Origin of the sequence: Arthrobacter sp. NyZ413, assembly GCF_049390645.1 — a bacterium.
In the GTDB taxonomy this organism is placed as follows: domain Bacteria; phylum Actinomycetota; class Actinomycetes; order Actinomycetales; family Micrococcaceae; genus Arthrobacter.
Map to the genome: position 1 here is coordinate 4,038,433 of NZ_CP155434.1, position 20,692 is coordinate 4,059,124.

At 62.3% G+C, this 20,692-nt stretch carries 16 protein-coding genes and 3 rRNA genes; 4 read left to right on the forward strand and 15 right to left on the reverse strand.

Going from position 1 to position 20,692, the window contains the following annotated elements; genetic code table 11:
* Nucleotides 1-6: 6 nt before the first annotated feature.
* From ABCW42_RS18855 to rpmB, 9 genes are all read right to left on the reverse strand, one after another.
* Nucleotides 7-1,980, reverse strand: a complete 1,974-nt coding sequence (locus ABCW42_RS18855; RefSeq protein ID WP_423182627.1) for an NHL domain-containing thioredoxin family protein — start codon at nt 1,978-1,980, stop codon at nt 7-9.
* A complete protein-coding gene (locus tag ABCW42_RS18860; RefSeq protein WP_423182628.1) occupies nt 1,980-4,154 on the reverse strand; it encodes a cytochrome c oxidase assembly protein in 2,175 nt (724 codons plus the stop codon). The genes ABCW42_RS18855 and ABCW42_RS18860 overlap by 1 nt, the downstream gene beginning before the upstream one ends.
* A 103-nt stretch (nt 4,155-4,257) precedes the next feature.
* On the reverse strand, nt 4,258-4,542 hold the full coding sequence (locus ABCW42_RS18865; RefSeq protein ID WP_133204847.1) for an HU family DNA-binding protein: 285 nt from the start codon (nt 4,540-4,542) through the stop codon (nt 4,258-4,260).
* A gap of 473 nt (nt 4,543-5,015) precedes the next feature.
* Nucleotides 5,016-5,132 (reverse strand): 5S ribosomal RNA (rrf, locus tag ABCW42_RS18870).
* Between the two features lie 197 nt (nt 5,133-5,329).
* Nucleotides 5,330-8,466, reverse strand: a 23S ribosomal RNA gene (locus tag ABCW42_RS18875).
* A gap of 518 nt (nt 8,467-8,984) precedes the next feature.
* Nucleotides 8,985-10,506 (reverse strand): 16S ribosomal RNA (locus tag ABCW42_RS18880).
* The 16S, 23S and 5S rRNA genes sit together here, the layout of an rRNA operon.
* A 614-nt stretch (nt 10,507-11,120) precedes the next feature.
* Nucleotides 11,121-11,426: a 30S ribosomal protein S14 gene (gene rpsN, locus ABCW42_RS18885; protein WP_133206479.1), complete on the reverse strand. Its 306-nt coding sequence runs from the start codon at nt 11,424-11,426 to the stop codon at nt 11,121-11,123.
* Nucleotides 11,427-11,428: 2 nt separating this feature from the next.
* Entirely contained in the window at nt 11,429-11,596 is a 168-nt protein-coding gene (rpmG, locus tag ABCW42_RS18890) for a 50S ribosomal protein L33 (protein ID WP_003798558.1), read from the reverse strand.
* On the reverse strand, nt 11,596-11,832 hold the full coding sequence (gene rpmB, locus ABCW42_RS18895; protein WP_045075827.1) for a 50S ribosomal protein L28: 237 nt from the start codon (nt 11,830-11,832) through the stop codon (nt 11,596-11,598). Before rpmB ends, rpmG begins: the two co-directional genes overlap by 1 nt.
* 615 nt (nt 11,833-12,447) lie before the next feature.
* Here rpmB and ABCW42_RS18900 point away from each other — a divergent pair.
* From ABCW42_RS18900 to ABCW42_RS18910, 3 genes are all read left to right on the forward strand, one after another.
* Nucleotides 12,448-13,812: a ferredoxin reductase family protein gene (locus ABCW42_RS18900; protein WP_423182629.1), complete on the forward strand. Its 1,365-nt coding sequence runs from the start codon at nt 12,448-12,450 to the stop codon at nt 13,810-13,812.
* Nucleotides 13,809-14,390, forward strand: a complete 582-nt coding sequence (locus ABCW42_RS18905) for an FMN-binding protein (RefSeq protein ID WP_423182630.1) — start codon at nt 13,809-13,811, stop codon at nt 14,388-14,390. The genes ABCW42_RS18900 and ABCW42_RS18905 overlap by 4 nt, the downstream gene beginning before the upstream one ends.
* 94 nt (nt 14,391-14,484) lie before the next feature.
* Entirely contained in the window at nt 14,485-15,285 is an 801-nt protein-coding gene (locus tag ABCW42_RS18910; protein ID WP_423184950.1) for an FAD:protein FMN transferase, read from the forward strand.
* On the opposite strand, the gene ABCW42_RS18915 is transcribed toward ABCW42_RS18910, so the two are convergent.
* Nucleotides 15,282-16,043: an SGNH/GDSL hydrolase family protein gene (locus tag ABCW42_RS18915; protein ID WP_423182631.1), complete on the reverse strand. Its 762-nt coding sequence runs from the start codon at nt 16,041-16,043 to the stop codon at nt 15,282-15,284. The two genes, ABCW42_RS18910 and ABCW42_RS18915, sit on opposite strands and share 4 nt — an antisense overlap.
* A gap of 23 nt (nt 16,044-16,066) precedes the next feature.
* The gene (locus ABCW42_RS18920) at nt 16,067-16,546 is read right to left on the reverse strand and encodes a MarR family winged helix-turn-helix transcriptional regulator (RefSeq protein WP_133206483.1); all 480 of its coding nucleotides are present in this window, start codon (nt 16,544-16,546) and stop codon (nt 16,067-16,069) included.
* Between the two features lie 29 nt (nt 16,547-16,575).
* On the opposite strand from ABCW42_RS18920, the gene ABCW42_RS18925 reads away from it, so the two are divergent.
* On the forward strand, nt 16,576-16,860 hold the full coding sequence (locus tag ABCW42_RS18925; RefSeq protein ID WP_423182632.1) for a YciI family protein: 285 nt from the start codon (nt 16,576-16,578) through the stop codon (nt 16,858-16,860).
* Between the two features lie 55 nt (nt 16,861-16,915).
* Here ABCW42_RS18925 and ABCW42_RS18930 read toward each other — a convergent pair whose 3' ends face one another.
* From ABCW42_RS18930 to ABCW42_RS18945, 4 genes are all read right to left on the reverse strand, one after another.
* On the reverse strand, nt 16,916-17,746 hold the full coding sequence (locus tag ABCW42_RS18930; protein ID WP_423182633.1) for an SGNH/GDSL hydrolase family protein: 831 nt from the start codon (nt 17,744-17,746) through the stop codon (nt 16,916-16,918).
* A 2-nt stretch (nt 17,747-17,748) separates the two neighbouring features.
* Nucleotides 17,749-18,669 (reverse strand): SGNH/GDSL hydrolase family protein, encoded by a 921-nt coding sequence (locus ABCW42_RS18935; RefSeq protein ID WP_423182634.1) that lies wholly within the window; start codon nt 18,667-18,669, stop codon nt 17,749-17,751.
* Between the two features lie 85 nt (nt 18,670-18,754).
* Complete coding sequence (locus ABCW42_RS18940; protein ID WP_423182635.1) at nt 18,755-19,849, reverse strand: siderophore-interacting protein; 1,095 nt, start codon at nt 19,847-19,849, stop codon at nt 18,755-18,757.
* On the reverse strand, nt 19,846-20,685 hold the full coding sequence (locus tag ABCW42_RS18945; protein ID WP_423182636.1) for an ABC transporter ATP-binding protein: 840 nt from the start codon (nt 20,683-20,685) through the stop codon (nt 19,846-19,848). Before ABCW42_RS18945 ends, ABCW42_RS18940 begins: the two co-directional genes overlap by 4 nt.
* Nucleotides 20,686-20,692 lie beyond the last annotated feature (7 nt).

The following is a 20,692-nucleotide window of genomic DNA, read 5'->3' on the forward strand; positions in this document are numbered from 1 at the left end:
CCCCGCCTAGTCCATTCCGCGCAGGTCAAGCACCAGGCTCGTATCGCCATCGGCCTGAAGGACCACCGGGATGCCCCAGTCCTGCTGGTACAGGTGGCACGCGGCGTGGTCGGGAATCTCGCCGTCCTCGGTTTCGGGGCCGTCGCACGCGGCCGCCCGGGCGGTGATGTGCAGGATCCCTTCGGGGACGTCAGCGGACAACTCGAGGGTCCGCAGCAACCCCACGGACGTCCCGCCGCCGGAAACCAGCAGCTCGGGCGGCGTCGAGGAAATCTTCAACTGCGTGGGATCGCCCCAGCGATCATCCAGTTTCTGCCCGGTCGGCGCCTTGAACCGCACGGTGAGATCCAGGTTCCCGGGCGCCACAGGGCTCTTCGGTCGATGGGTCTGAGAGGCTCCCTCGTCCACCTGCTGCGCTTCCTTGGGAATGGGGACCAGGACCAGTTCGTGCTTGTTCGATTCGACCACCACGAGCAGCGGGTCCCCGCTTTCCGGGTAGACCACGACGACGTCACTCGGCTCAGCGAGGCCCCTCGCCAAGGTGGAAACCGTCTTGGTCGTGGGATCGTAGCGGCGAACGGCACCGTTGTAGGTGTCCGCGAGGGCCACGGAACCGTCCGGGAGCACCGTCACGCCCAAGGGGTGCTGCAACCGGGCTTCGGTGGCCTCGCCGTCGCGGAACCCGAAGTCGAAGAGCCCCTTGCCGACGGCTGTCTCCACGGACACGCCGGCTTCGCCAACCACCAAGCGGCGCAATGCCGAGGTCTCGGAGTCCGCAACCCAAATGTTGTCGTCAGCATCAACGGCCACACCGGAAGGCTGCGCGAACCAGGCTTCCTCGGCCGGACCGTCCAGCAGGCCCTCGAGCCCCGAACCAGCCAGGATAGACACTTCACCGCTCAGCGGCTCGAAAGCGAAGATCTGGTGCGTGCCGGCCATCGCGATGACCACGCGCTGCAGCTTCTCGCTCCAGACGACGTCCCACGGCGAGGACAAGGACACACCGGTCCCCAGCCCCAGCACCCCGACGTCGATCGCGTCGGCCGCAAAGTCGGCCGGACCGCCGTCGGGATGTTCCGCCCATACGCCGGCGCCGCTTTCCGTCACCCGGGCGGGCCCGGCGTCGAGCAGGCGCTGTACGCCGTTGCCCGCGACGGTCTGCACGTAACCGGAGCTGAGCGTCACGCCGCGGAGGCGGTGGTTCACCGTATCGGCCACCACGGCCTCGTAACCGAGCTTCCACGCGAGTTCGGACGGAAGTACCGCCACGCCCTGCGGTTCGTTGAACTGCGCGAGTTCAGCCTGGCCGTCGAGGTAGCCCTTCGTGCCCGCGCCGATGACCCGTTCCACGGTCTTGAGGTCGGGTCGCAGCTCCACCAGCCGGTGGTGCCCCGAGTCGACCACGAGGTAGTTGCCGTTGGCGAGCTGGGTCGCCTTGCCGGGGAAGCGCAAAGTGCCCGACGTCGGCACGGGAGCCACGTAGGGGCCGTCGCCGCGGTGGAGGGTCCCCTTGGCGTCGTGCTCGGCCACCAGCTCCTCAAGGAGCACAGCGAGCCCGTCTGCGTGCCCTTCGCCGGAGAGGTGCGCAACGATGTACCCCTCGGGATCGACCACCACGAGGGTGGGCCATGCACGCGCCGTGTACGCCTTCCACGTGGCGAGCTCGGGATCGTCCAGCACGGGGTGGTGGATTTCGTAGCGCTCAACAGCGGACGCGAGGGCCACGGGATCGGCCTCGTGTTCGAATTTCGGAGAGTGGACGCCGACGGTCACCAGGACGTCGGAGTACTTTTCCTCGAGCGGACGCAATTCGTCCAGGACGTGCAGGCAGTTGATGCAGCAGAAGGTCCAGAAGTCCAGCAGCACGATCTTGCCGCGCAGCGCTTCCAGGTCCAGGGACTTCCCACCGGTGTTGAGCCAGCCGCGGCCCACCAGTTCAGAAGCGCGGACACGCAGTTGGGTGCGTACGGTTTCGCTCATCAGCGTCCTTCCAGGTTGGTTTTGCTTTCCGGCTGCTTCACGTCCCGGCCAGCCATTTTGGCGTCGCGGTCTGCGAGCCGCGCAAACATATCGTTGTAAGCGTTCAGTTCTGCGTTGTTATTCCGGTCGGCCGCGCGGTCGGTGCGTTTCGTCTCGCGCTCATCCGAGCGGGACCACATCACCGCGACGCCGATCGCCACCAGCAAGGTGGGCACCTCGCCGATCCCCCACGCGATGGCACCACCCGTTTGCTGGTCAACCAAGGCTGACGGACCCCAGGTCCGGCCGAGGTTGCCGAAGTAGTCCGCCGCGAGCAGGCCAGTGCCGCCCATGATCGATACACCGAAGAACGCGTGGAAACCCATGGTCGCGAGCAGGAGCAGCAGCCTCATGGGGTACGGCGCCCGGCGTGGCAGCGGATCCGTGCCGATCATGGTGAGGACGAAAATGTAGCCGGTGAGCGTGAAATGGAGGTTCATGAGCTCGTGGCCCACATGGTCGCGCATGGCCCAACCGAAGGCGTCCGAGTAATAGAACAGGACAATGGAGCCCGCGAAGTTCGCCGCGGCGAACAGGGGGTGCGTAACCACTTGGGAGAACTTCGAGTGCACGAAAACCAGCAGCCACTCGCGGAGCCCGCGTGAGCCGTCGCCCCTGGCGCCTTCGCCACGGGTCGGCAGGGCGCGCAGCGCCAGTGTCACCGGCGAGCCCAGGACCAGGAACAGCGGGGCCACCATGGTCAGGGCCATATGGTCCACCATGTGCGCCGAGAACAGCACGCGCCCGTAGACCGACGGCGGGCCGGACGTGATGTACGTCAACACAACCAGGCCGACCAGCCAAAGAACGGTCCGGAACCAGGACCAGGAATCGCCGCGACTGCGGACTTTGATGACGCCGAGGATGTAGCTCGCGGCGCCAAAGAGGGCCACCGCCACCCAGAGCCAGTCGAAACGCCACTCAGTCAGCCAGCGCGCCAGCGTCGGCTCCGGAGGCAATTCGTAACCGGACAAGATGAACGCGGGCGAAGCATCAGGCGCGTAAGTAGTGGGCTGCGGCGGCGCCGAGCTGCTCAGCGCGACGGCGAGTCCCGACGTCGCGCCCATGACGAGAAGTTCCACGAGGATGAGCTGCCACAGGACGCGGCGCGTTGTCATCGACTTACGGCCCAGCTGCGGGATCACCCATTGCCGGTGCATGAAGCCGATCCCGCCAAGCACCACAGTCGCAAATGCTTTTGCGAGGATGATCTGTCCGTAGGGAGTACCGACGAGGGCCGAGAAAGTGTTGACCCGGATGCTCGCGTTGACGACGCCCGAGGCAAAGACGAGGACGAAGGCGAAACCCGCCAATGACGAAAAACGGCGGAGCGTCTGCTCGGTGATGTCCTTGGTGCCGGGTCCTTTGCTCCCCGTTGCCTTGGCACCGGGAAGGAGGCGCGACAAGATGGCGAGCATGATGATGCCGCCAACCCACGTGGATACGCCCACGATGTGGAGGCCAAGGGAGTTGATGGCGCCTTCGTGATCGCTTGAGCTGGCGGAGTGCCCGATCAAGGCCATGGGCACAAGCCCGCCGATAGCCAGGATCAAGGTCAATGCCAGGCCAGCCAGCGAACGGACGCCGAAGAGGGCCGTGGTGACGATTGCGGCGATGATCGTGACGGCGAGCCATGCCTGCCCGGTCTGGATGTCCGTCATGAAGTAGACCAGTGACGCGGTGAATTCCGGGCCGCCGGAAATGCCTTGGCCGGCGATGTCCGCATAAGTGAAGACGAGAACCGCGACGGCGGAAAGCGTCCAGACCGCGCCCGCGGCGGCCGCTACGCCCAATGCCCGGGCGAACGCCGGGTGCTCTTCGTTGTCCTTCGACCGTGACGCGTACCTCGGCAGGATGGCCACGGCGAAGATCAAACCGCCAATCACAGTGGCCACCGAGATGTTCTGGATGGATTTCGCCACAGGAAGGCCCCAACGCACCAACGCGCCCGGATCCGAAACCTGGCTGGCACTTGAGGCGCCCGAGAAGATCAAGGCACCCACAAGGGCCAGGAGCAACACAGCGAAGCCGGCCAGCTGCCACGGTACGGAGATTCCATCCACGGCGGCGCCTGCCCGCGTCCCAGGCTTGGAGGCGGGCGAAGGGGCGGTGGCTGGAGTCTTGGCAGATGGCACCTATCCATTGTCCGCTAAGCATGGCGGTGCCGCGAATCGGACGCTTAAAGCAGGAGGGCGGCAACCCGTAGGTCGCCGCCCTCCTGAGGCATTCGCCGAAGTACTACTTCTTGGCGACAGCTGCCTTCAGCTTCGAGCCAGCGGTCAGCTTGACGCTGTGGCCGGCTGCGATCTGGATGGTCTCACCGGTCTGGGGGTTGCGGCCGGTGCGTGCAGCGCGGTCGGTGCGCTCGACGGCCAGCCAGCCCGGAATGGTGATCTTTTCGCCAGCGGCGACAGAAGTCTCGAAAACTTCGAACAGTGCATCAAGCACGGAGTTGACTGCAGCCTGGCTGGTGCCAGCCTTGCCAGCTACCTCGGAAACCAGTTCGCTACGGTTCTTAGCCATTTGTGTCCTCCTGGACTTTACGATTTTGGAGCCCACACACGGCATGCGCGTGAGCCACTGTTCGAAAACTTACCAGCTTGGGCCCGCACGGCCAGCAAATTCCGCGTGTTTCCGCGCCTTTTTGACCAAATTCACCCCATTTTGGGCGGTTTGGGGCCCCTTTTCCGCCCCCGGCGAACTCCCGCGCACACATCCAGGGCGGGCTTCCCGGGACGCCGGCTCAGGTCCGGGCTGCATTCCCGGGACGCCGGCTCACATCCCGGGCCGTTTTTTCGGGACGCCGGCTCACATGCGGGGCCGTTTTTTCGGGACGCCGGCTCACATGCGGGGCCGTTTTTTCGGGACGCCGGCTCACATGCGGGGCCGTTTTTTCGGGACGCCGGTTCATACCCGGGGCGCTCGCCCTGGGTGTGTGGTGGTTACGTGGGAGACCCCCACACCGGGGTGTGGGGGTCTCGACCATTTGGAGTGTTGTCCGGCGGTGTCCTACTCTCCCACACCCTCCCGGGTGCAGTACCATCGGCGCTGTGGGTCTTAGCTTCCGGGTTCGGAATGGGACCGGGCGTTTCCCCCACGCTATGACCGCCGTAACCTTTGTACCCGTCCCGCCCCTGGTGTGGGGGTGGGTGGGAAGTTCTTGGGTTACAACAAGTGGTGTTGTTATTCAGTTATTCGATTATTCGATTATTCGGTTATGTTGTGTTGGTGTTCCCGGGTTGTTGTTCGGGAACCACATAGTGGACGCAAGCAGTGTAAAGTCCCACACCCCGTGTGTCGGGGGTGGTGTGTGGTGTAAGTCGTTGGCCTATTAGTACCGGTCAGCTTCAACAGTCGTTGGTCCTGTCTTCCACATCCGGCCTATCAACCCAGTGGTCTGGCTGGGGGCCTTCCCCACTCGTGGTGGGTGGAAATCTCATCTTGAAGCGAGCTTCCCGCTTAGATGCTTTCAGCGGTTATCCCATCCGAACGTAGCTAATCAGCGGTGCACTTGGCAGTACAACTGACACACCAGAGGTTCGTCCGTCCCGGTCCTCTCGTACTAAGGACAGCCCTTCTCAAATTTCCTGCGCGCGCAGCGGATAGGGACCGAACTGTCTCACGACGTTCTAAACCCAGCTCGCGTACCGCTTTAATGGGCGAACAGCCCAACCCTTGGGACCTACTCCAGCCCCAGGATGCGACGAGCCGACATCGAGGTGCCAAACCATGCCGTCGATATGGACTCTTGGGCAAGATCAGCCTGTTATCCCCGAGGTACCTTTTATCCGTTGAGCGACGGCCATTCCACAATGTACCGCCGGATCACTAGTCCCGACTTTCGTCCCTGCTTGAGATGTCTCTCTCACAGTCAAGCTCCCTTGTGCACTTACACTCGACACCTGATTGCCAACCAGGCTGAGGGAACCTTTGGGCGCCTCCGTTACTTTTTAGGAGGCAACCGCCCCAGTTAAACTACCCATCAGGCACTGTCCCTGACCCGGATCACGGGCCGAAGTTAGATGTCCAAAGTGACCAGAGTGGTATTTCAACGATGACTCCACCGCCACTGGCGTGACAGCTTCAACGTCTCCCACCTATCCTACACAAGCCACTCCGAACACCAATACCAAACTATAGTAAAGGTCTCGGGGTCTTTCCGTCCTGCTGCGCGTAACGAGCATCTTTACTCGTACTGCAATTTCGCCGAGTTTATGGTTGAGACAGCGGGGAAGTCGTTACTCCATTCGTGCAGGTCGGAACTTACCCGACAAGGAATTTCGCTACCTTAGGATGGTTATAGTTACCACCGCCGTTTACTGGGGCTTAAATTCTCAGCTTCGCCTTGCGGCTAACCGGTCCTCTTAACCTTCCAGCACCGGGCAGGAGTCAGTCCGTATACATCGTCTTGCGACTTCGCACGGACCTGTGTTTTTAGTAAACAGTCGCTTCCCCCTGGTCTCTGCGGCCCCTACCCCCTCCCCGCGGCACGCGCGGTTCAAGGTCAGGGCCCCCCTTCTCCCGAAGTTACGGGGGCATTTTGCCGAGTTCCTTAACCATAATTCTCTCGATCGCCTTGGTATTCTCTACCTGATCACCTGTGTCGGTTTGGGGTACGGGCGGCTAAAACCTCGCGTCGATGCTTTTCTCGGCAGCATAGGATCACCGGATCCCCCCTCGCGGGAGTCCCATCAGATCTCAGGCACGTCATCCAAGACACAGCGACGGATTTGCCTATCGCTGACCCTACATCCTTAGACCGGGGCAACCATCGCCCGGCCCGGCTACCTTCCTGCGTCACACCTGTTAATACGCTTGCCTCCCGGGATCAGGTCCCGCGCTCGGCCAAAACCCACACACCACAAGGGTGCTAGGGCAGGCTCCGGGCGGTTAGTATCCCCCGCTTGGCATGGGCGGTTCTTCGCCGGTACGGGAATATCAACCCGTTGTCCATCGACTACGCCTGTCGGCCTCGCCTTAGGTCCCGACTTACCCAGGGCAGATTAGCTTGACACTGGAACCCTTGATCATCCGGCGGACGGGTTTCTCACCCGTCTTTCGCTACTCATGCCTGCATTCTCACTCGTGTAGGCTCCACCGCTGGTTCACACCGCGACTTCACCGCCCACACGACGCTCCCCTACCCATCCACACTCCTGAACCACGAAGGCTTGGAAACCATGTGAATGCCACAACTTCGGCGGTGTACTTGAGCCCCGCTACATTGTCGGCGCGGAATCACTTGACCAGTGAGCTATTACGCACTCTTTCAAGGATGGCTGCTTCTAAGCCAACCTCCTGGTTGTCTAAGCAACTCCACATCCTTTCCCACTTAGCACACGCTTAGGGGCCTTAGTTGGTGGTCTGGGCTGTTTCCCTCTCGACTATGAAGCTTATCCCCCACAGTCTCACTGCTACGCTCTCACTTACCGGCATTCGGAGTTTGGCTGACGTCAGTAACCTTGTAGGGCCCATCGGCCATCCAGTAGCTCTACCTCCGGCAAGAAACACGCAACGCTGCACCTAAATGCATTTCGGGGAGAACCAGCTATCACGGAGTTTGATTGGCCTTTCACCCCTACCCACAGCTCATCCCCTCCATTTTCAACTGAAGTGGGTTCGGTCCTCCACGACGTCTTACCGTCGCTTCAACCTGGCCATGGGTAGATCACTCCGCTTCGGGTCTAGATCACGCCACTACACTCGCCCTGTTCAGACTCGCTTTCGCTACGGCTACCCCACACGGGTTAACCTCGCGACGTAACACTAACTCGCAGGCTCATTCTTCAAAAGGCACGCCATCACCCCAACAAGGAGGCTCTGACGGATTGTAAGCACACGGTTTCAGGTACTATTTCACTCCCCTCCCGGGGTACTTTTCACCTTTCCCTCACGGTACTGGTCCGCTATCGGTCATCAGGAAGTATTTAGGCTTATCAGGTGGTCCTGACAGATTCACACGGGATTTCTCGGGCCCCGTGCTACTCGGGATACTCCACAAGCGGCACACAACATTACGGTTACGGGGCTCACACCCTCTCCGGCCGGCCTTTCAAGACCGTTCACCTATGCCTGCACACACACCTCGCCGGTCCGGCAGAACCAACACGCAAAGTCCCACAACCCCGCCCATGCAACGCCCGCCGGCTATCACACATGAAACGGTTTAGCCTGATCCGCGTTCGCTCGCCACTACTAACGGAATCACTCTTGTTTTCTCTTCCTGCGGGTACTGAGATGTTTCACTTCCCCGCGTTCCCCCCACGCACCCTATGTGTTCAGATGCGGGTCACCAGATCACCCGAAAGCCTCTGGCGGGGTTTCCCCATTCGGACATCCTGGGATCACCGTTCGGTTATCAACTCCCCCAGGCTTATCGCAGATTCCTACGTCCTTCTTCGGCTCCTGATGCCAAGGCATCCACCGTGCGCCCTTAAAAACTTGACCACACAGATCAAAAAACATTCTCGAGAGAACCCGGAAAAAACCAGGTTCAACATCAAAAACAAAATTGCTTTACAAGATGCTCGCGTCCACTATGTAGTTCTCAAACAACAACCCCGTACCCCGCACCCACCCCACACACGCAGGACAGGCACAAGACCAGGAAACCAGAAACAACACCCACCACCCCCCACACCCGCCCCGCACACACACGCGCGCAGAACAGACACAAGGAAACCAGCAGGGCCTGTTGCCTCAGGACCCAACAGTGCACCAAACACCACCACACAACCCACACCCCGGACACGTTCCCCACACCCCCGCCTTCGAAAACGAAGGAAAGGCGTCGTACTAGCACCAGGGCACAGACCACACAGCCATGCCACCAAAAATGATTCGTTGATATTCCACCCATGAGCACCCGCCGCAGAACATCCGCCTGCGCAACGGGCTTGCTACCTGGCACCCGCCCCGCCAACCCCCACAGGGCCAACAGGACAACGATGCACAGCGCTCCTTAGAAAGGAGGTGATCCAGCCGCACCTTCCGGTACGGCTACCTTGTTACGACTTAGTCCCAATCGCCGGTCCCACCTTCGACGGCTCCCCCCACAAGGGTTAGGCCACCGGCTTCGGGTGTTACCAACTTTCGTGACTTGACGGGCGGTGTGTACAAGGCCCGGGAACGTATTCACCGCAGCGTTGCTGATCTGCGATTACTAGCGACTCCGACTTCATGGGGTCGAGTTGCAGACCCCAATCCGAACTGAGACCGGCTTTTTGGGATTAGCTCCACCTCACAGTATCGCAACCCTTTGTACCGGCCATTGTAGCATGCGTGAAGCCCAAGACATAAGGGGCATGATGATTTGACGTCGTCCCCACCTTCCTCCGAGTTGACCCCGGCAGTCTCCTATGAGTCCCCGGCCGAACCGCTGGCAACATAGAACGAGGGTTGCGCTCGTTGCGGGACTTAACCCAACATCTCACGACACGAGCTGACGACAACCATGCACCACCTGTGAACCAGCCTCAAGAGGGGAGCACATCTCTGCGCTTTACTAGTCCATGTCAAGCCTTGGTAAGGTTCTTCGCGTTGCATCGAATTAATCCGCATGCTCCGCCGCTTGTGCGGGCCCCCGTCAATTCCTTTGAGTTTTAGCCTTGCGGCCGTACTCCCCAGGCGGGGCACTTAATGCGTTAGCTACGGCGCGGAAAACGTGGAATGTCCCCCACACCTAGTGCCCAACGTTTACGGCATGGACTACCAGGGTATCTAATCCTGTTCGCTCCCCATGCTTTCGCTCCTCAGCGTCAGTTAATGCCCAGAGACCTGCCTTCGCCATCGGTGTTCCTCCTGATATCTGCGCATTTCACCGCTACACCAGGAATTCCAGTCTCCCCTACATCACTCTAGTCTGCCCGTACCCACTGCAGAACCGGAGTTGAGCCCCGGTCTTTCACAGCAGACGCGACAAACCGCCTACGAGCTCTTTACGCCCAATAATTCCGGATAACGCTTGCGCCCTACGTATTACCGCGGCTGCTGGCACGTAGTTAGCCGGCGCTTCTTCTGCAGGTACCGTCACTTACGCTTCTTCCCTACTGAAAGAGGTTTACAACCCGAAGGCCGTCATCCCTCACGCGGCGTCGCTGCATCAGGCTTGCGCCCATTGTGCAATATTCCCCACTGCTGCCTCCCGTAGGAGTCTGGGCCGTGTCTCAGTCCCAGTGTGGCCGGTCACCCTCTCAGGCCGGCTACCCGTCGTCGCCTTGGTAGGCCATTACCCCACCAACAAGCTGATAGGCCGCGAGTCCATCCAAAACCACAAAAGCTTTCCACCACCACCGCATGCGCGGAGCAGTCATATCCGGTATTAGACCCAGTTTCCCAGGCTTATCCCAGAGTCAAGGGCAGGTTACTCACGTGTTACTCACCCGTTCGCCACTAATCCACGGTGCAAGCACCGCTTCATCGTTCGACTTGCATGTGTTAAGCACGCCGCCAGCGTTCATCCTGAGCCAGGATCAAACTCTCCGTCAAAAAACAAAAACAGACACAACCATCCCCACCGGAAACAACGGCGAAAACAGCTGCACAAAATCTGAAACCAGCTGAACCAGACCCCACCCACAGGGGCGGACAAGGCCCGGCAAAACAACCAATTCAAAAAACAATCGGTATCAACAAACTTGGCACACTATTGAGTTCTCAAACAACAGACACACCCGACACCACCCAACCACACAGGCCAAGATCGCTCCGGAGCAACTTCCCAAACTTACCCGAACTGCCTGGAACAAGCAAATCGGCGTTACCGCAATCCACTGCTCCAGAGGGGTCCCCACCCGTCCAAGGCACACTGGTCAGCGCACCATTTTCAGGCCGTTTATCAAGGGGGTCGGTCGCTATTTTTCCGCATCAGCGGCGGCGACTCGAACTACTCTACACACCTCGAGGACCGCAGGCAAATTCACCCTCAGGGAGCCAAGAACCCCGCCAATCCGCGGCAAAAACGGGCGCTTCCGCACAAAAGGCAGCCGTCGGCGTCGTAATTCAGCGCTGTGTGCTGCACCACTTATTCCGGAGACGGAAACGGCTTAAAGCCAAAAAGGCCGGCAACCAAACGGTTGCCGGCCTTTCGAAAGGCTTCTGGATTACCAGGAAGACTTGGTGATGCCCGGGAGTTCGCCCTTGTGTGCCATGTCACGGAAACGAACACGGGAGATGCCGAACTTCTGGAAGGTACCGCGCGGGCGGCCATCGATGACGTCGCGGTTACGCAGACGGACCGGGGAGGCGTTGCGGGGCAGCTTCTGAAGGCCGAGGCGGGCCTCTTCGCGTGCTTCGTCGGTTGCGTTGGCGTCAACCAGGGTCTTCTTCAGTTCGAGACGCTTGGCGGCGTAGCGCTCAACGATGACCTTGCGCTGCTCGTTGCGAGCAATCTTGGACTTCTTAGCCATGTTTAGCGCTCCTCTCGGAATTCGACGTGCTGGCGGATCTTGGGGTCGTACTTCTTCAGGACCAGACGGTCGGGGTCGTTACGACGGTTCTTGCGCGTGACGTAGGTGTAACCCGTGCCCGCGGTCGACTTCAGCTTGATGATCGGACGTACGTCCTTGTCCTTTGCCATTAGAGCTTCACCCCACGAGCCAGGATGTCGGCGACGACTGCGTCGATGCCGCGAACGTCGATGGTCTTGATGCCCTTGGCCGACAGGGTCAGCGTGACATTACGGCGCAGGGACGGAACCCAGTAGCGCTTCTTCTGGATGTTGGGATCGAACCGGCGCTTGTTGCGGCGGTGCGAGTGCGAAATGCTGTGTCCAAAGCCCGGCTCGGCTCCGGTCACCTGGCAGTGTGCTGCCATGACGACTCTCCTAAGAAATGAATGAAAACGGCCAGCAGAATTCCTGCCTTCCGTGCGCCGGGCGACGTCCGCCACCAGTCCACTCAGCTTTTCGGTAGTTCCCGCGCGACGGATCCATTTACTGAATCATCACTGCGGCGAAGGTAGTGGTTCCCGACGTCAAGCCGGGATACTGGGCGAATACAGGAATGCACGCAACTTGAGCCCCTAACTACCGGCCCACGGACGATCCATTGTTGCCAACAGATCCCGCAAACCGGAGCAATTGCACACGCTCCGCGCCACCTAGCGCCTAACAAGTCTAGGGGCTAGGACAAATTAAGACCAATCGGGTGTATAAGGCCCGGCCATACCGGACCCGGCACACCGCCGGGCCCACACCGCCGGGCCCAAGCAAGTCAACCCCCACCAAGACTTAAGCCCGCACAAGCCCCTTCACAGGAGAACGAAAGGTTGACGCCTCAATCTTGAACCATGAAGACAGAACTCCTTGCCTCTACAGAGCAGCGGGCAGCCACACCCCCGGCCCGGCCACCTGCGTCCGCTGAATTTTCCAAGGGAAGGAGCACTTCCAAGGGCCCCGAAGGTCCATTCGCCGCACAGCATCGGCGGCGCATGTTCCGAACGGACATGCTCACGGTGGCCCTTTGGGTCTCCCTCGCCGCCGCGTTCTCCCTCTGGCTGGCCGACGGCGGATTCTCGACCATAAGCAACCCGACCCAGGCGATCACCGCCGTCGGGATCCTGGCCGGGCTTGCCGGCATGGACCTCGTCTTGCTGATGCTCCTCCTGGCAGCACGCTTGCCGTTCGTGGACGGCGCGGTCGGTCACGATCGCGCGTTGGAATTCCATCGGAAGCTGGGTAAACCCGCCCTATACCTATTACTAGCCCACGGGATCTTCATTGCGATCGGCTACGGCATGGCCGAGGGCCTCAATCCGGTCAGCGAAGCGATCGCGCTCTGGGTATTGGTCCCGGATATGTGGTTGGCATTCGTTGCGATGGCGCTGTTCATCGCGGTGGTGGTCACCTCGCTGGTGGCCGTGCGGCGCCGTTTTCCCTATGAGTTCTGGTACGTCATCCATCTCCTCACTTACGTTGCGGTCGGCACGGCGATCCCCCACCAATTCAGCGTGGGCGGCCTGTTCGCCGAGGGGACGTGGCAGCGGTGGTACTGGCTGCTGCTGTGCATCGCCACGGGTTCGGCCCTGGCGTGGTTCCGCGTGGCCCAACCCGCGATGGCCACCTTCCGTCACCAACTGACGGTTCGCCGCGTGGTTCGGGTTGCGCCGGATGTGGTCAGCATCGAAATGAGCGGCTTGCGCCTGAATGAGCTGTCCGGCACCGGCGGACGGTTCTTCGTGTGGCGGTTCCTCGCCCCGGGAATGTGGTGGCAAGCACACCCCTACAGTTTGTCCGCGGAACCGCACGTGGTCCCCTCAGTACCAGGGAGGCACCCGCGGCAGGAAGTCCTGCGCATCACAGTCCGGAACCTCGGCAAAGGATCGGCTCGATTGGCATCGCTCAAACCGGGTACGAAGGTTGCCATCGAAGGTCCGTATGGTGTCTTCAGCACGGCGGCGCGAAGCCGGAAACGCATTGTCATGATCGGAGCGGGAATCGGAATCACTCCGCTCCGCGCGCTCCTGGAATCCACTCCGTTCGCCCCGGGCCAGGCAACGGTCCTGCTGCGCGGCAGAAGCGAAGAGGAATTGTTCCTCAACGACGAAATCCTGGAGCTGTGCAGGAAACGCGGCGTGACGCTATTCCATCTCATTGGTCCGCGATCACCCCTCCCGGGAAGTGCGTGGTTACCGGCCTCGGCGGCCCACACCACCTTGAGGGATTACGCCCCGGACATCGCCGACGCCGACGTCTACATCTGCGGCCCCTCGGCTTGGGCCCGCGAAGTGATCGCCGAAGCGAAGGGCTCGGGCGTGCGCGAGGAACAACTCCACTACGAAAGGTTCGACTGGTGAGAATCAGGGCAGGAATATCCTCAGCGCTGGCTTCGGCCGCAATCCTCCTTGTCGGTTGGCAAGCGGGCACCCACGTCTCCGACTCCAACGCGTCAACAGTCACCACGTCTTCCAGCAGCGGCGCTACTGGAGGTTCAAGCGCCGGCGGAACCGCCGGGGGCGGTAGCAACGGAACGGGCACGACGTCGGACGCCGCCGCCGGGACCAGCTCCGGTTCGTCGCCGGGAACCACCGCGGGATCCGGTTCGAGCTCAAGCTCGGGCACCGGAGCGAGCGCAAAGGCAGGCGCCTCGGCCAAGGCCGGCGGAACGTACACCGGGACCTCCGTGCAAACACGGTTCGGCACGGTGCAGGTTCAAGTGACGGTCAAGGGTGGAGTCATCACCGATGTCACGGCCCTCCATTTGACCGACGAAGAGCAGCGGTCGGTCCAGATCAGCAACCGGGCGGCGCCTTTGCTCCGTTCCGAGGTGCTGAGCGCGCAATCGGCCAACGTCCAAACCATCGGTGGTGCCACCATTACCAGTGATGCGTACCTGACGTCTCTCCAGGCGGCCCTCGATGCAGCCAATTTCTGACGCTTCCAGCGGCGCCCACAGCGCTGAGGGCCGCGGCCGCACCACGGCAGGCAGCCCTCACGAACCGCGCCTTCGTTCCCGCACCTTCGCGAGCATGGGCACCGTGGTGAGCCTCGCCATACCGGCAACACTTCCGGAATCCCACGTTGTGGAGGATGCGCTCGAGGCCGCCACCGCCGTCGTCGAGCGGCTGTTCGCGGAACTGGACCGGACGTTCAGCCTGTATCGCCCCGATTCGGAGGCGAGCGCGATGGCACGCGGGGAACTCGCCTTGCGGGACGCGTCGGATGATATGCGCAGGCTCTACGTTGAGGCATCCGAGTGGCGCACCCTGACGGAAGGCGCGTTTACCGCCGAGCGGCCCGACGGCGTCGTGGACCTGGCGGGCATCGTCAAGGCCCACGCGATACGGGAGGCGGGGACGTCGCTGCGCGCGCTTGGCCTGACGGACTGGTGCCTGAACGCGGGCGGAGATGTGTTGGTGGAGGGCTCGCCGATTCCAGGTACCGAGCGGGCGTGGTTGGCCGGCATCGTGGATCCGGCCGACCGGACTGCCTTGCTGACCGCCTACCCGCTGGCTGGCAGCGTCCTGGCCGGCAGCGTCCCGGCCAAAAGCGCCAAGCACGCGCTCGCGACGTCGGGAACGAGCGAACGTGGCGAGCACATCTGGACTGCGGGTCTCCGCCCCGGGCGCGGCGGCGGGTTCAGCCAGGTTTCCGTCGCGGCGGCGGACATCATCACGGCCGATGTCCTGGCCACGGCAATCATGGCCGGCGGCCCCCAGACCCTTGATTTGGCCTCCGCGCGTTGGGAGGTGGACATCCTCGCGGTCGGGAACGACGGCGGATTGCTCGCGACGCCGGGCTTCCGGAGCCTTGTGTCGAAGGCTGGCTAGGGTTCGATGAGTTGCGGGTAACGCGGGCTGAGGCCGTCGCCGGATGACTTGCCCGTGATTCGGCGAACGAACCACGGCGCCGCGTGTTCCCGGGCCCAGCGGGCGTTGGCGCGAAGCGCGGCTACCTTGGCGGGTTGGGGGACGCTGACCGGAGCCGGCACCTCGAGGGAGCCTTCATGTTCCAGGACGGCCAAGACCCGGTTGGCCATGTTGATGTGGCCGGCAGTGGACATGTGCATCCGGTCTTCGGCCCACATATGCCAGTCGTGGTACTCGCCGAACCGCCAATAATCCACCAGCAGCGCCCCATGCTTCTCGGCGATTTCCCGCACTAGTTCGTTGTAAATCGCCGTCCGGCCGCGCATGGTGCCGAACACTTTGGAGCTGCGGGCATCGAATCCGGTAAAGAGGAGCAACGTGGCGCCGGTGGCGCTGAGCTTCGCGATTCCCGCCTCGTAGTCTTCCATGAGCCGGTCGATGTCCACTTTCGGACGGAAGATATCGTTGGCCCCGGCGTACAGCGTCACCAGCGTCGGTTGGAGTGCGACGGCGGCATCCACCTGTTCGGCCATGACTTGCCGGAGCTTCCGGCCCCGGATGGCCAGGTTGGCGTAGCCAAAGGAACCGTTGCCTTCGGCAAGTTGCCTGGCGACGAGGTCCGCCCAGCCCCTGACGCCGTTGGGAAGCGAAGGATCCGGGTCGCCGAGGCCTTCCGTGAAGGAGTCTCCGAGTGCTACATAACGGGCTGCAAAATCCATGGCGTTAGTCTCTCACTCCGGGATCAGCTCTCGCGCAGGATCCAGTGATCGTCATCCAGGCGGGCCACGATCTTCTCGCCGATCCGCGCGAGGTCTGCGACGTCGTCGTCGGTCATCGCGTCCAGCATCAAAGCGCGGACGGACGCCACGTGCCCGGGGGCGAGAGACACGATAGTGTCCATTCCGGCCTGCGTGAGGTGGGCAACGGTGACCCGGGCATCGCGGGGATGGGCTTCGCGTTCCACCCATCCACGCTTCTGCAGCTTGGTCACCACGTGCGACAACCGCGACAACGACGCACTGGTCCGTGCCGCGAGTTCGCTCATCGGTAGGAACCGCCCCTCGGCTTCGGACAGCATGGCGAGCACGTTGTAGTCAAAGAGCGAGAGCTTGCCAGCGGCCTGCAGTTGGGTGTCGAGTGCCGCGGGCAACAGGGTGTTGATGCTCAGGAGGGCCAGCCAGGCACGGCGTTCGTCGGCATTGAGCCAGCGCGGTTCGGTCATGAGTTCATCGTAATTGCTAGGCTGACCGTATGTTCGTCGTCTCCCTGACATACAAAGTTCCCGACGAGATCGTCGATTACCACCGCCCGGCCCACATGGATTGGGTCAAAAAAGCGTTCGACGCCGGAACTTTCCTCGCATCGGGGCGGCGCGTTCCAGCCGTCGGCGGCGTGCTCCTGTCAAAGGTGGACCGGGCAACCCTGGACGCTTCCTTGGCGACGGATCCGTTCTACATCCACGGAGTGGCCGATTTCGAAATCATCGAATTCACGGTCACCTCGGCGTCCGAAGGTTTTGAGAACCTCCTGGACTGAACCTCTTAGACTGCACCTCTTAGACTAGGAAACGGCGCAACCAGGCTGCCGGGCGTCACGCCAAGGACATTTTTTGGCTTACGAGGTCCTTGGCCGGCGAACCTAGACGTTCCGGTATGACCGGCGGCATGAGCGCGGGCCAGCGGGCACTCAAGTTATCCCCGCTGGAGACGCCGCGGAACCTGCGCGAAAGCCACGGTGCCACGTCCCGCCTGAGCCACGCGGCGTCGTCGAGCATTATCCCGGCGCGGCTCCGCGGCTCAAGGCGTGCCAGCGCCGGAGACGCCAGGGAATGTTCGGCGCCCAAAACCTCGAGCACTTTCTTGGCCATGTATTCGTGGCCAAGACTGGACATGTGCAAGCGGTCCGGAGCCCACATGCGGCGGTCCTGGTACTTTTCGAAGCACCAATGATCCACCAGGAGCGTGCCGTAAGCGGCCGAAATGCGCCGGACATGCTTGTTGAAAACGGCGCTGCGCAGCTTGAGCGGTTCGAGGACCGGGGAGAGCGGCACGTTGTACTCAGTGAAAAGAACAACCTTGGCGCCGGTCTGCACGAGCCTTGCAACGGCGTCCTCGAAACCGCGGATCAAGGAGCGCATGTCCAGCCGTGCTCCAAGGAGGTCGTTGCCGCCGGCGTGGAAACTGACAAGCGTGGGCGCCAGGCCAAGCGCCGGCTCGAACTGCTCGGCCACGATCTGCTTGAGGCGACGGCCGCGAAGGGCGAGGTTGGCGTAATGGACCTCGGGTTGGTGCTTGGCCAACTCCTCCGCAACCCGGTCCGCCCAGCCGCGGCAATCGTTGGGAAGGCGGAGATCGACGTCGCCGACACCCTCGGTAAAGGAATCCCCGACGGCAACAAACCGAAGTGGCGCGTGCGTGGTCATGATCATGTTCCCCCGTTTTCTTGGCTTTTGCTTTCCGGTCGGCGGCCGACGGCGGCCGAAGACTTGCGTGCCCCCGCCCCCGCAACCGCCCTTATCGCCGCGCGCTCGGCGAGTTTCCGCAGCCCGGCCTTCCTCGGGACCTTGACGGGTTCCGGCCAGCGCGGGTTCAGGCTGTCGCCGAGCGTGACGCCCCGAAGCTTGCGCCCGAAAAGCGGAATGACCCAGTCGTTCATCCATTTACGCTGGCGGCGTTCCCACTCGCGCAGCTTGAGCCGTTGCGGCGGCTCCCAATCCTTTGGCGAGAATTTGTGCGGCACGCCAAGTTGGTCAAGGACCTGTGCCGCCATGTATTTGTGGCCGGCCTTGGACATGTGGAGCCGGTCCGCCGCCCACATCCGACGGTCGTGGTAGGCGTCGAGGCACCAATAGTCCACAAGCACTGCCCCGTATTTGACCGCCAATTCGCGGACGCGTTCGTTGTAGATCGCGTTGCGCTTCTTGAATGGCTCCAGGACGGCCGAGACCTTGACGTCGTAACCCGTAAACAAGACCAACGTGGCGCCGGTGCTCGCCAGGCGATCCACCAGCTTTTCGTATTCGGCCATGAGTTGGTCCATGTCCGTGCCGAAGTCCAGGATGTCGTTGCCGCCCGCATACAGCGTGATGAGCGTCGGTTCCATGGCCAACGCCCGGTCCAACTGTTCCTCCACAATGTGGTGGAGCCTCTTGCTGCGCACCGCAAGGTTGGCATACTCCCAACCCGGCTCGGCCTTCGCCAGTTTCTCGGCGACGCGGTCGGCCCAACCCCGGACGCCGTTCGGCAGGATCTTGTTCCGGTCCCCCACGCCTTCGGTGAAGGAATCGCCCAAGGCAACAAACCGCCGTCGTCCGTTCTGGTCTGCATGAAGCACGTTTCCGGCCACGACGCCAGCGTAAACCCGCCCGGTTGCCCGCCGGCAAAGCCCAGGTTAATTCGCCCCTCGCTCACGTGGAGACCTCACGCGCCGGTTACAGCTCGGCCTTCCCTTGGCGCCAATAGCCCATGAACGCTACTTGCTTGCGGTCGATTCCAACGTCGCGGACCAGGTATCGCCGGAGGTCCTTAATGACGCCGGCCTCCCCCGCGATCCAGGCGTAGAACGGCAATGCGCCGGCGGGGATACCGGGGTTGCGGCTTGCTTCAAGGGCAGCCGTATCCATTCGGAGCGGGGTCTCCCACAGGATGTCCTGCTCCACGTTGACGTCCTCGGGCTCGGGGCCGGGGGCGCCGCCGCTCGGCACGATACCCACCCAGCCGGGAGCGGGCACCGCACTCCGGACGGCGGCTTTCAGCAGTTCACCGTGGGCCCGGGCACGGCCGGGCGATGCTCCGCGGGCAAGCCACGTGACCTCGATATCGGCATCCGTGGCAACGTCTTGGAAATCGCCGGCCTCGGGAACTTCCAGGAAGGCGTGGCCCGTGATGCCGGCCGGCAACGATTCCAGAATGGCGCTGATGGCCGGTACAGCTGTTTCGTCGCCGGCGAGGAGGACTCTCTGGGCTAGGCCCGGCCGCCACTCGATTCCCGAATAGGTTTCCGCCGTGATGCAATGGGCGGCCCGGTTGTTGGGGCCGATGATGGTCAGGGAGTCGCCGGGTTTCGCGGCGAGCGCCCAATTCGCGGCCGGCCCGCCCGGGAAGTGCGGGTCACCTGGGGGACGCGGACCGCCGTCGTGGGCACCGCCGTCGGAATGCATCACGAAGTCGACGTCGATCTCCGGATAAATGGCATCCAACCTCTCGTTCCGCACGGTGTAAGTGCGCATTGAGCCGCGGACCGCGGGGGCCATGGCCAACCACGATTGGTACCAGCCGGCGTCGCCGGTTTCGAAAGCCGGCAACGGCAAAACGTTCCCCTGGTCGTCAAGCGACGGAATCATGAGCTTGATCCGCAAGTCCAGGGTTTCACCGGAAACGCCGAACCCGCGTAGGCAATATCCACCGAAGGTAATGCGGCGGAAATTCGGGGTGAGGTCCTGCACCGCACTGACCGTGACGTCGAAGGCGAGGGTCATCGGCTCGGTTGCCGCCCGTCGCAATGCCGCTACTGGATGTGCATTCATGACGCGAACTCCAATTCAACGGGCGTCGAAGGGGTGGCCGTGTGATGCCGTCCGATGGGAAGAATGAGTGGAGTGCCGGACAGCGGATCCGCGACAACGCGGGACTCGAGTCCGAAAACGTCGCGGACCAGGTCGTCCGTGAAGATTCGCGACGCCGGGCCTTCGCCGACAATTGCCCCCGATTTCATGGCGATCACGTGGTCGGCGTAGCGGGCTGCCAGGTTGAGGTCGTGCAGCACAATGGCCACGGTGGTGCCGCGGCGCCGGTTGAGGTCCGTGATGAGGTCGAGCACTTCCACTTGGTGCGCCAAGTCGAGGTATGTGGTGGGTTCGTCGAGGAGGAGGACGTCCGTTTCCTGCGCGAGGGCCATGGCGATCCACACCCTCTGCCGCTGGCCTCCTGACAATTCATCCACGTTTCGCCCGGCCAATTCGAGTGTCGACGTCGCCTCGAGGGCCCGCTCCACTGCAAGGTCATGTTCGGACTGGTCGCCGGTCCGCCAACTCTGGAAGAACCCTTGGTGCGGATACCGGCCGCGACCTACGAGCTCACGGACCGTGATGCAGTCCGGGGCGATGGGGTGCTGCGGGAGGAGGCCGAGGATGCGCGCGAGTTCACGCGCCGGACGGGAATGGATGTCCTTGCCGTCCAGGGTGACGACGCCGGCACTCGGCTTAAGGAGCCTCGACAAGCCGCGGAGCAGGATGGACTTTCCACATGCGTTGGCGCCGACAATCATGGTCACCTTCCCTTCCGGGATGGTGGTTGACAGCCCCTCGACCACGCGCCGCTGCTCGTATTGGAGGGTCAGGCCCCGGGCGCTCAGTTGTGCCATGTCAAGC

What these genes read in the sequence shown, in the direction of transcription:
- rpmB (WP_045075827.1), bottom strand. Translation starts at nt 11,832, where the DNA reads ATGGCAGCACACTGCCAGGTGACCGGAGCCGAGCCGGGCTTTGGACAC.
- ABCW42_RS18855 (WP_423182627.1), bottom strand. Translation starts at nt 1,980, where the DNA reads ATGAGCGAAACCGTACGCACCCAACTGCGTGTCCGCGCTTCTGAACTG.
- ABCW42_RS18945 (WP_423182636.1), bottom strand. Translation starts at nt 20,685, where the DNA reads ATGGCACAACTGAGCGCCCGGGGCCTGACCCTCCAATACGAGCAGCGG.
- ABCW42_RS18865 (WP_133204847.1), bottom strand. Translation starts at nt 4,542, where the DNA reads ATGGCTAAGAACCGTAGCGAACTGGTTTCCGAGGTAGCTGGCAAGGCT.
- ABCW42_RS18920 (WP_133206483.1), bottom strand. Translation starts at nt 16,546, where the DNA reads ATGACCGAACCGCGCTGGCTCAATGCCGACGAACGCCGTGCCTGGCTG.
- ABCW42_RS18910 (WP_423184950.1), top strand. Translation starts at nt 14,485, where the DNA reads ATGGGCACCGTGGTGAGCCTCGCCATACCGGCAACACTTCCGGAATCC.
- rpmG (WP_003798558.1), bottom strand. Translation starts at nt 11,596, where the DNA reads ATGGCAAAGGACAAGGACGTACGTCCGATCATCAAGCTGAAGTCGACC.
- rpsN (WP_133206479.1), bottom strand. Translation starts at nt 11,426, where the DNA reads ATGGCTAAGAAGTCCAAGATTGCTCGCAACGAGCAGCGCAAGGTCATC.
- ABCW42_RS18900 (WP_423182629.1), top strand. Translation starts at nt 12,448, where the DNA reads ATGTTCCGAACGGACATGCTCACGGTGGCCCTTTGGGTCTCCCTCGCC.
- ABCW42_RS18940 (WP_423182635.1), bottom strand. Translation starts at nt 19,849, where the DNA reads ATGAATGCACATCCAGTAGCGGCATTGCGACGGGCGGCAACCGAGCCG.
- ABCW42_RS18925 (WP_423182632.1), top strand. Translation starts at nt 16,576, where the DNA reads ATGTTCGTCGTCTCCCTGACATACAAAGTTCCCGACGAGATCGTCGAT.
- ABCW42_RS18915 (WP_423182631.1), bottom strand. Translation starts at nt 16,043, where the DNA reads ATGGATTTTGCAGCCCGTTATGTAGCACTCGGAGACTCCTTCACGGAA.
- ABCW42_RS18930 (WP_423182633.1), bottom strand. Translation starts at nt 17,746, where the DNA reads ATGACCACGCACGCGCCACTTCGGTTTGTTGCCGTCGGGGATTCCTTT.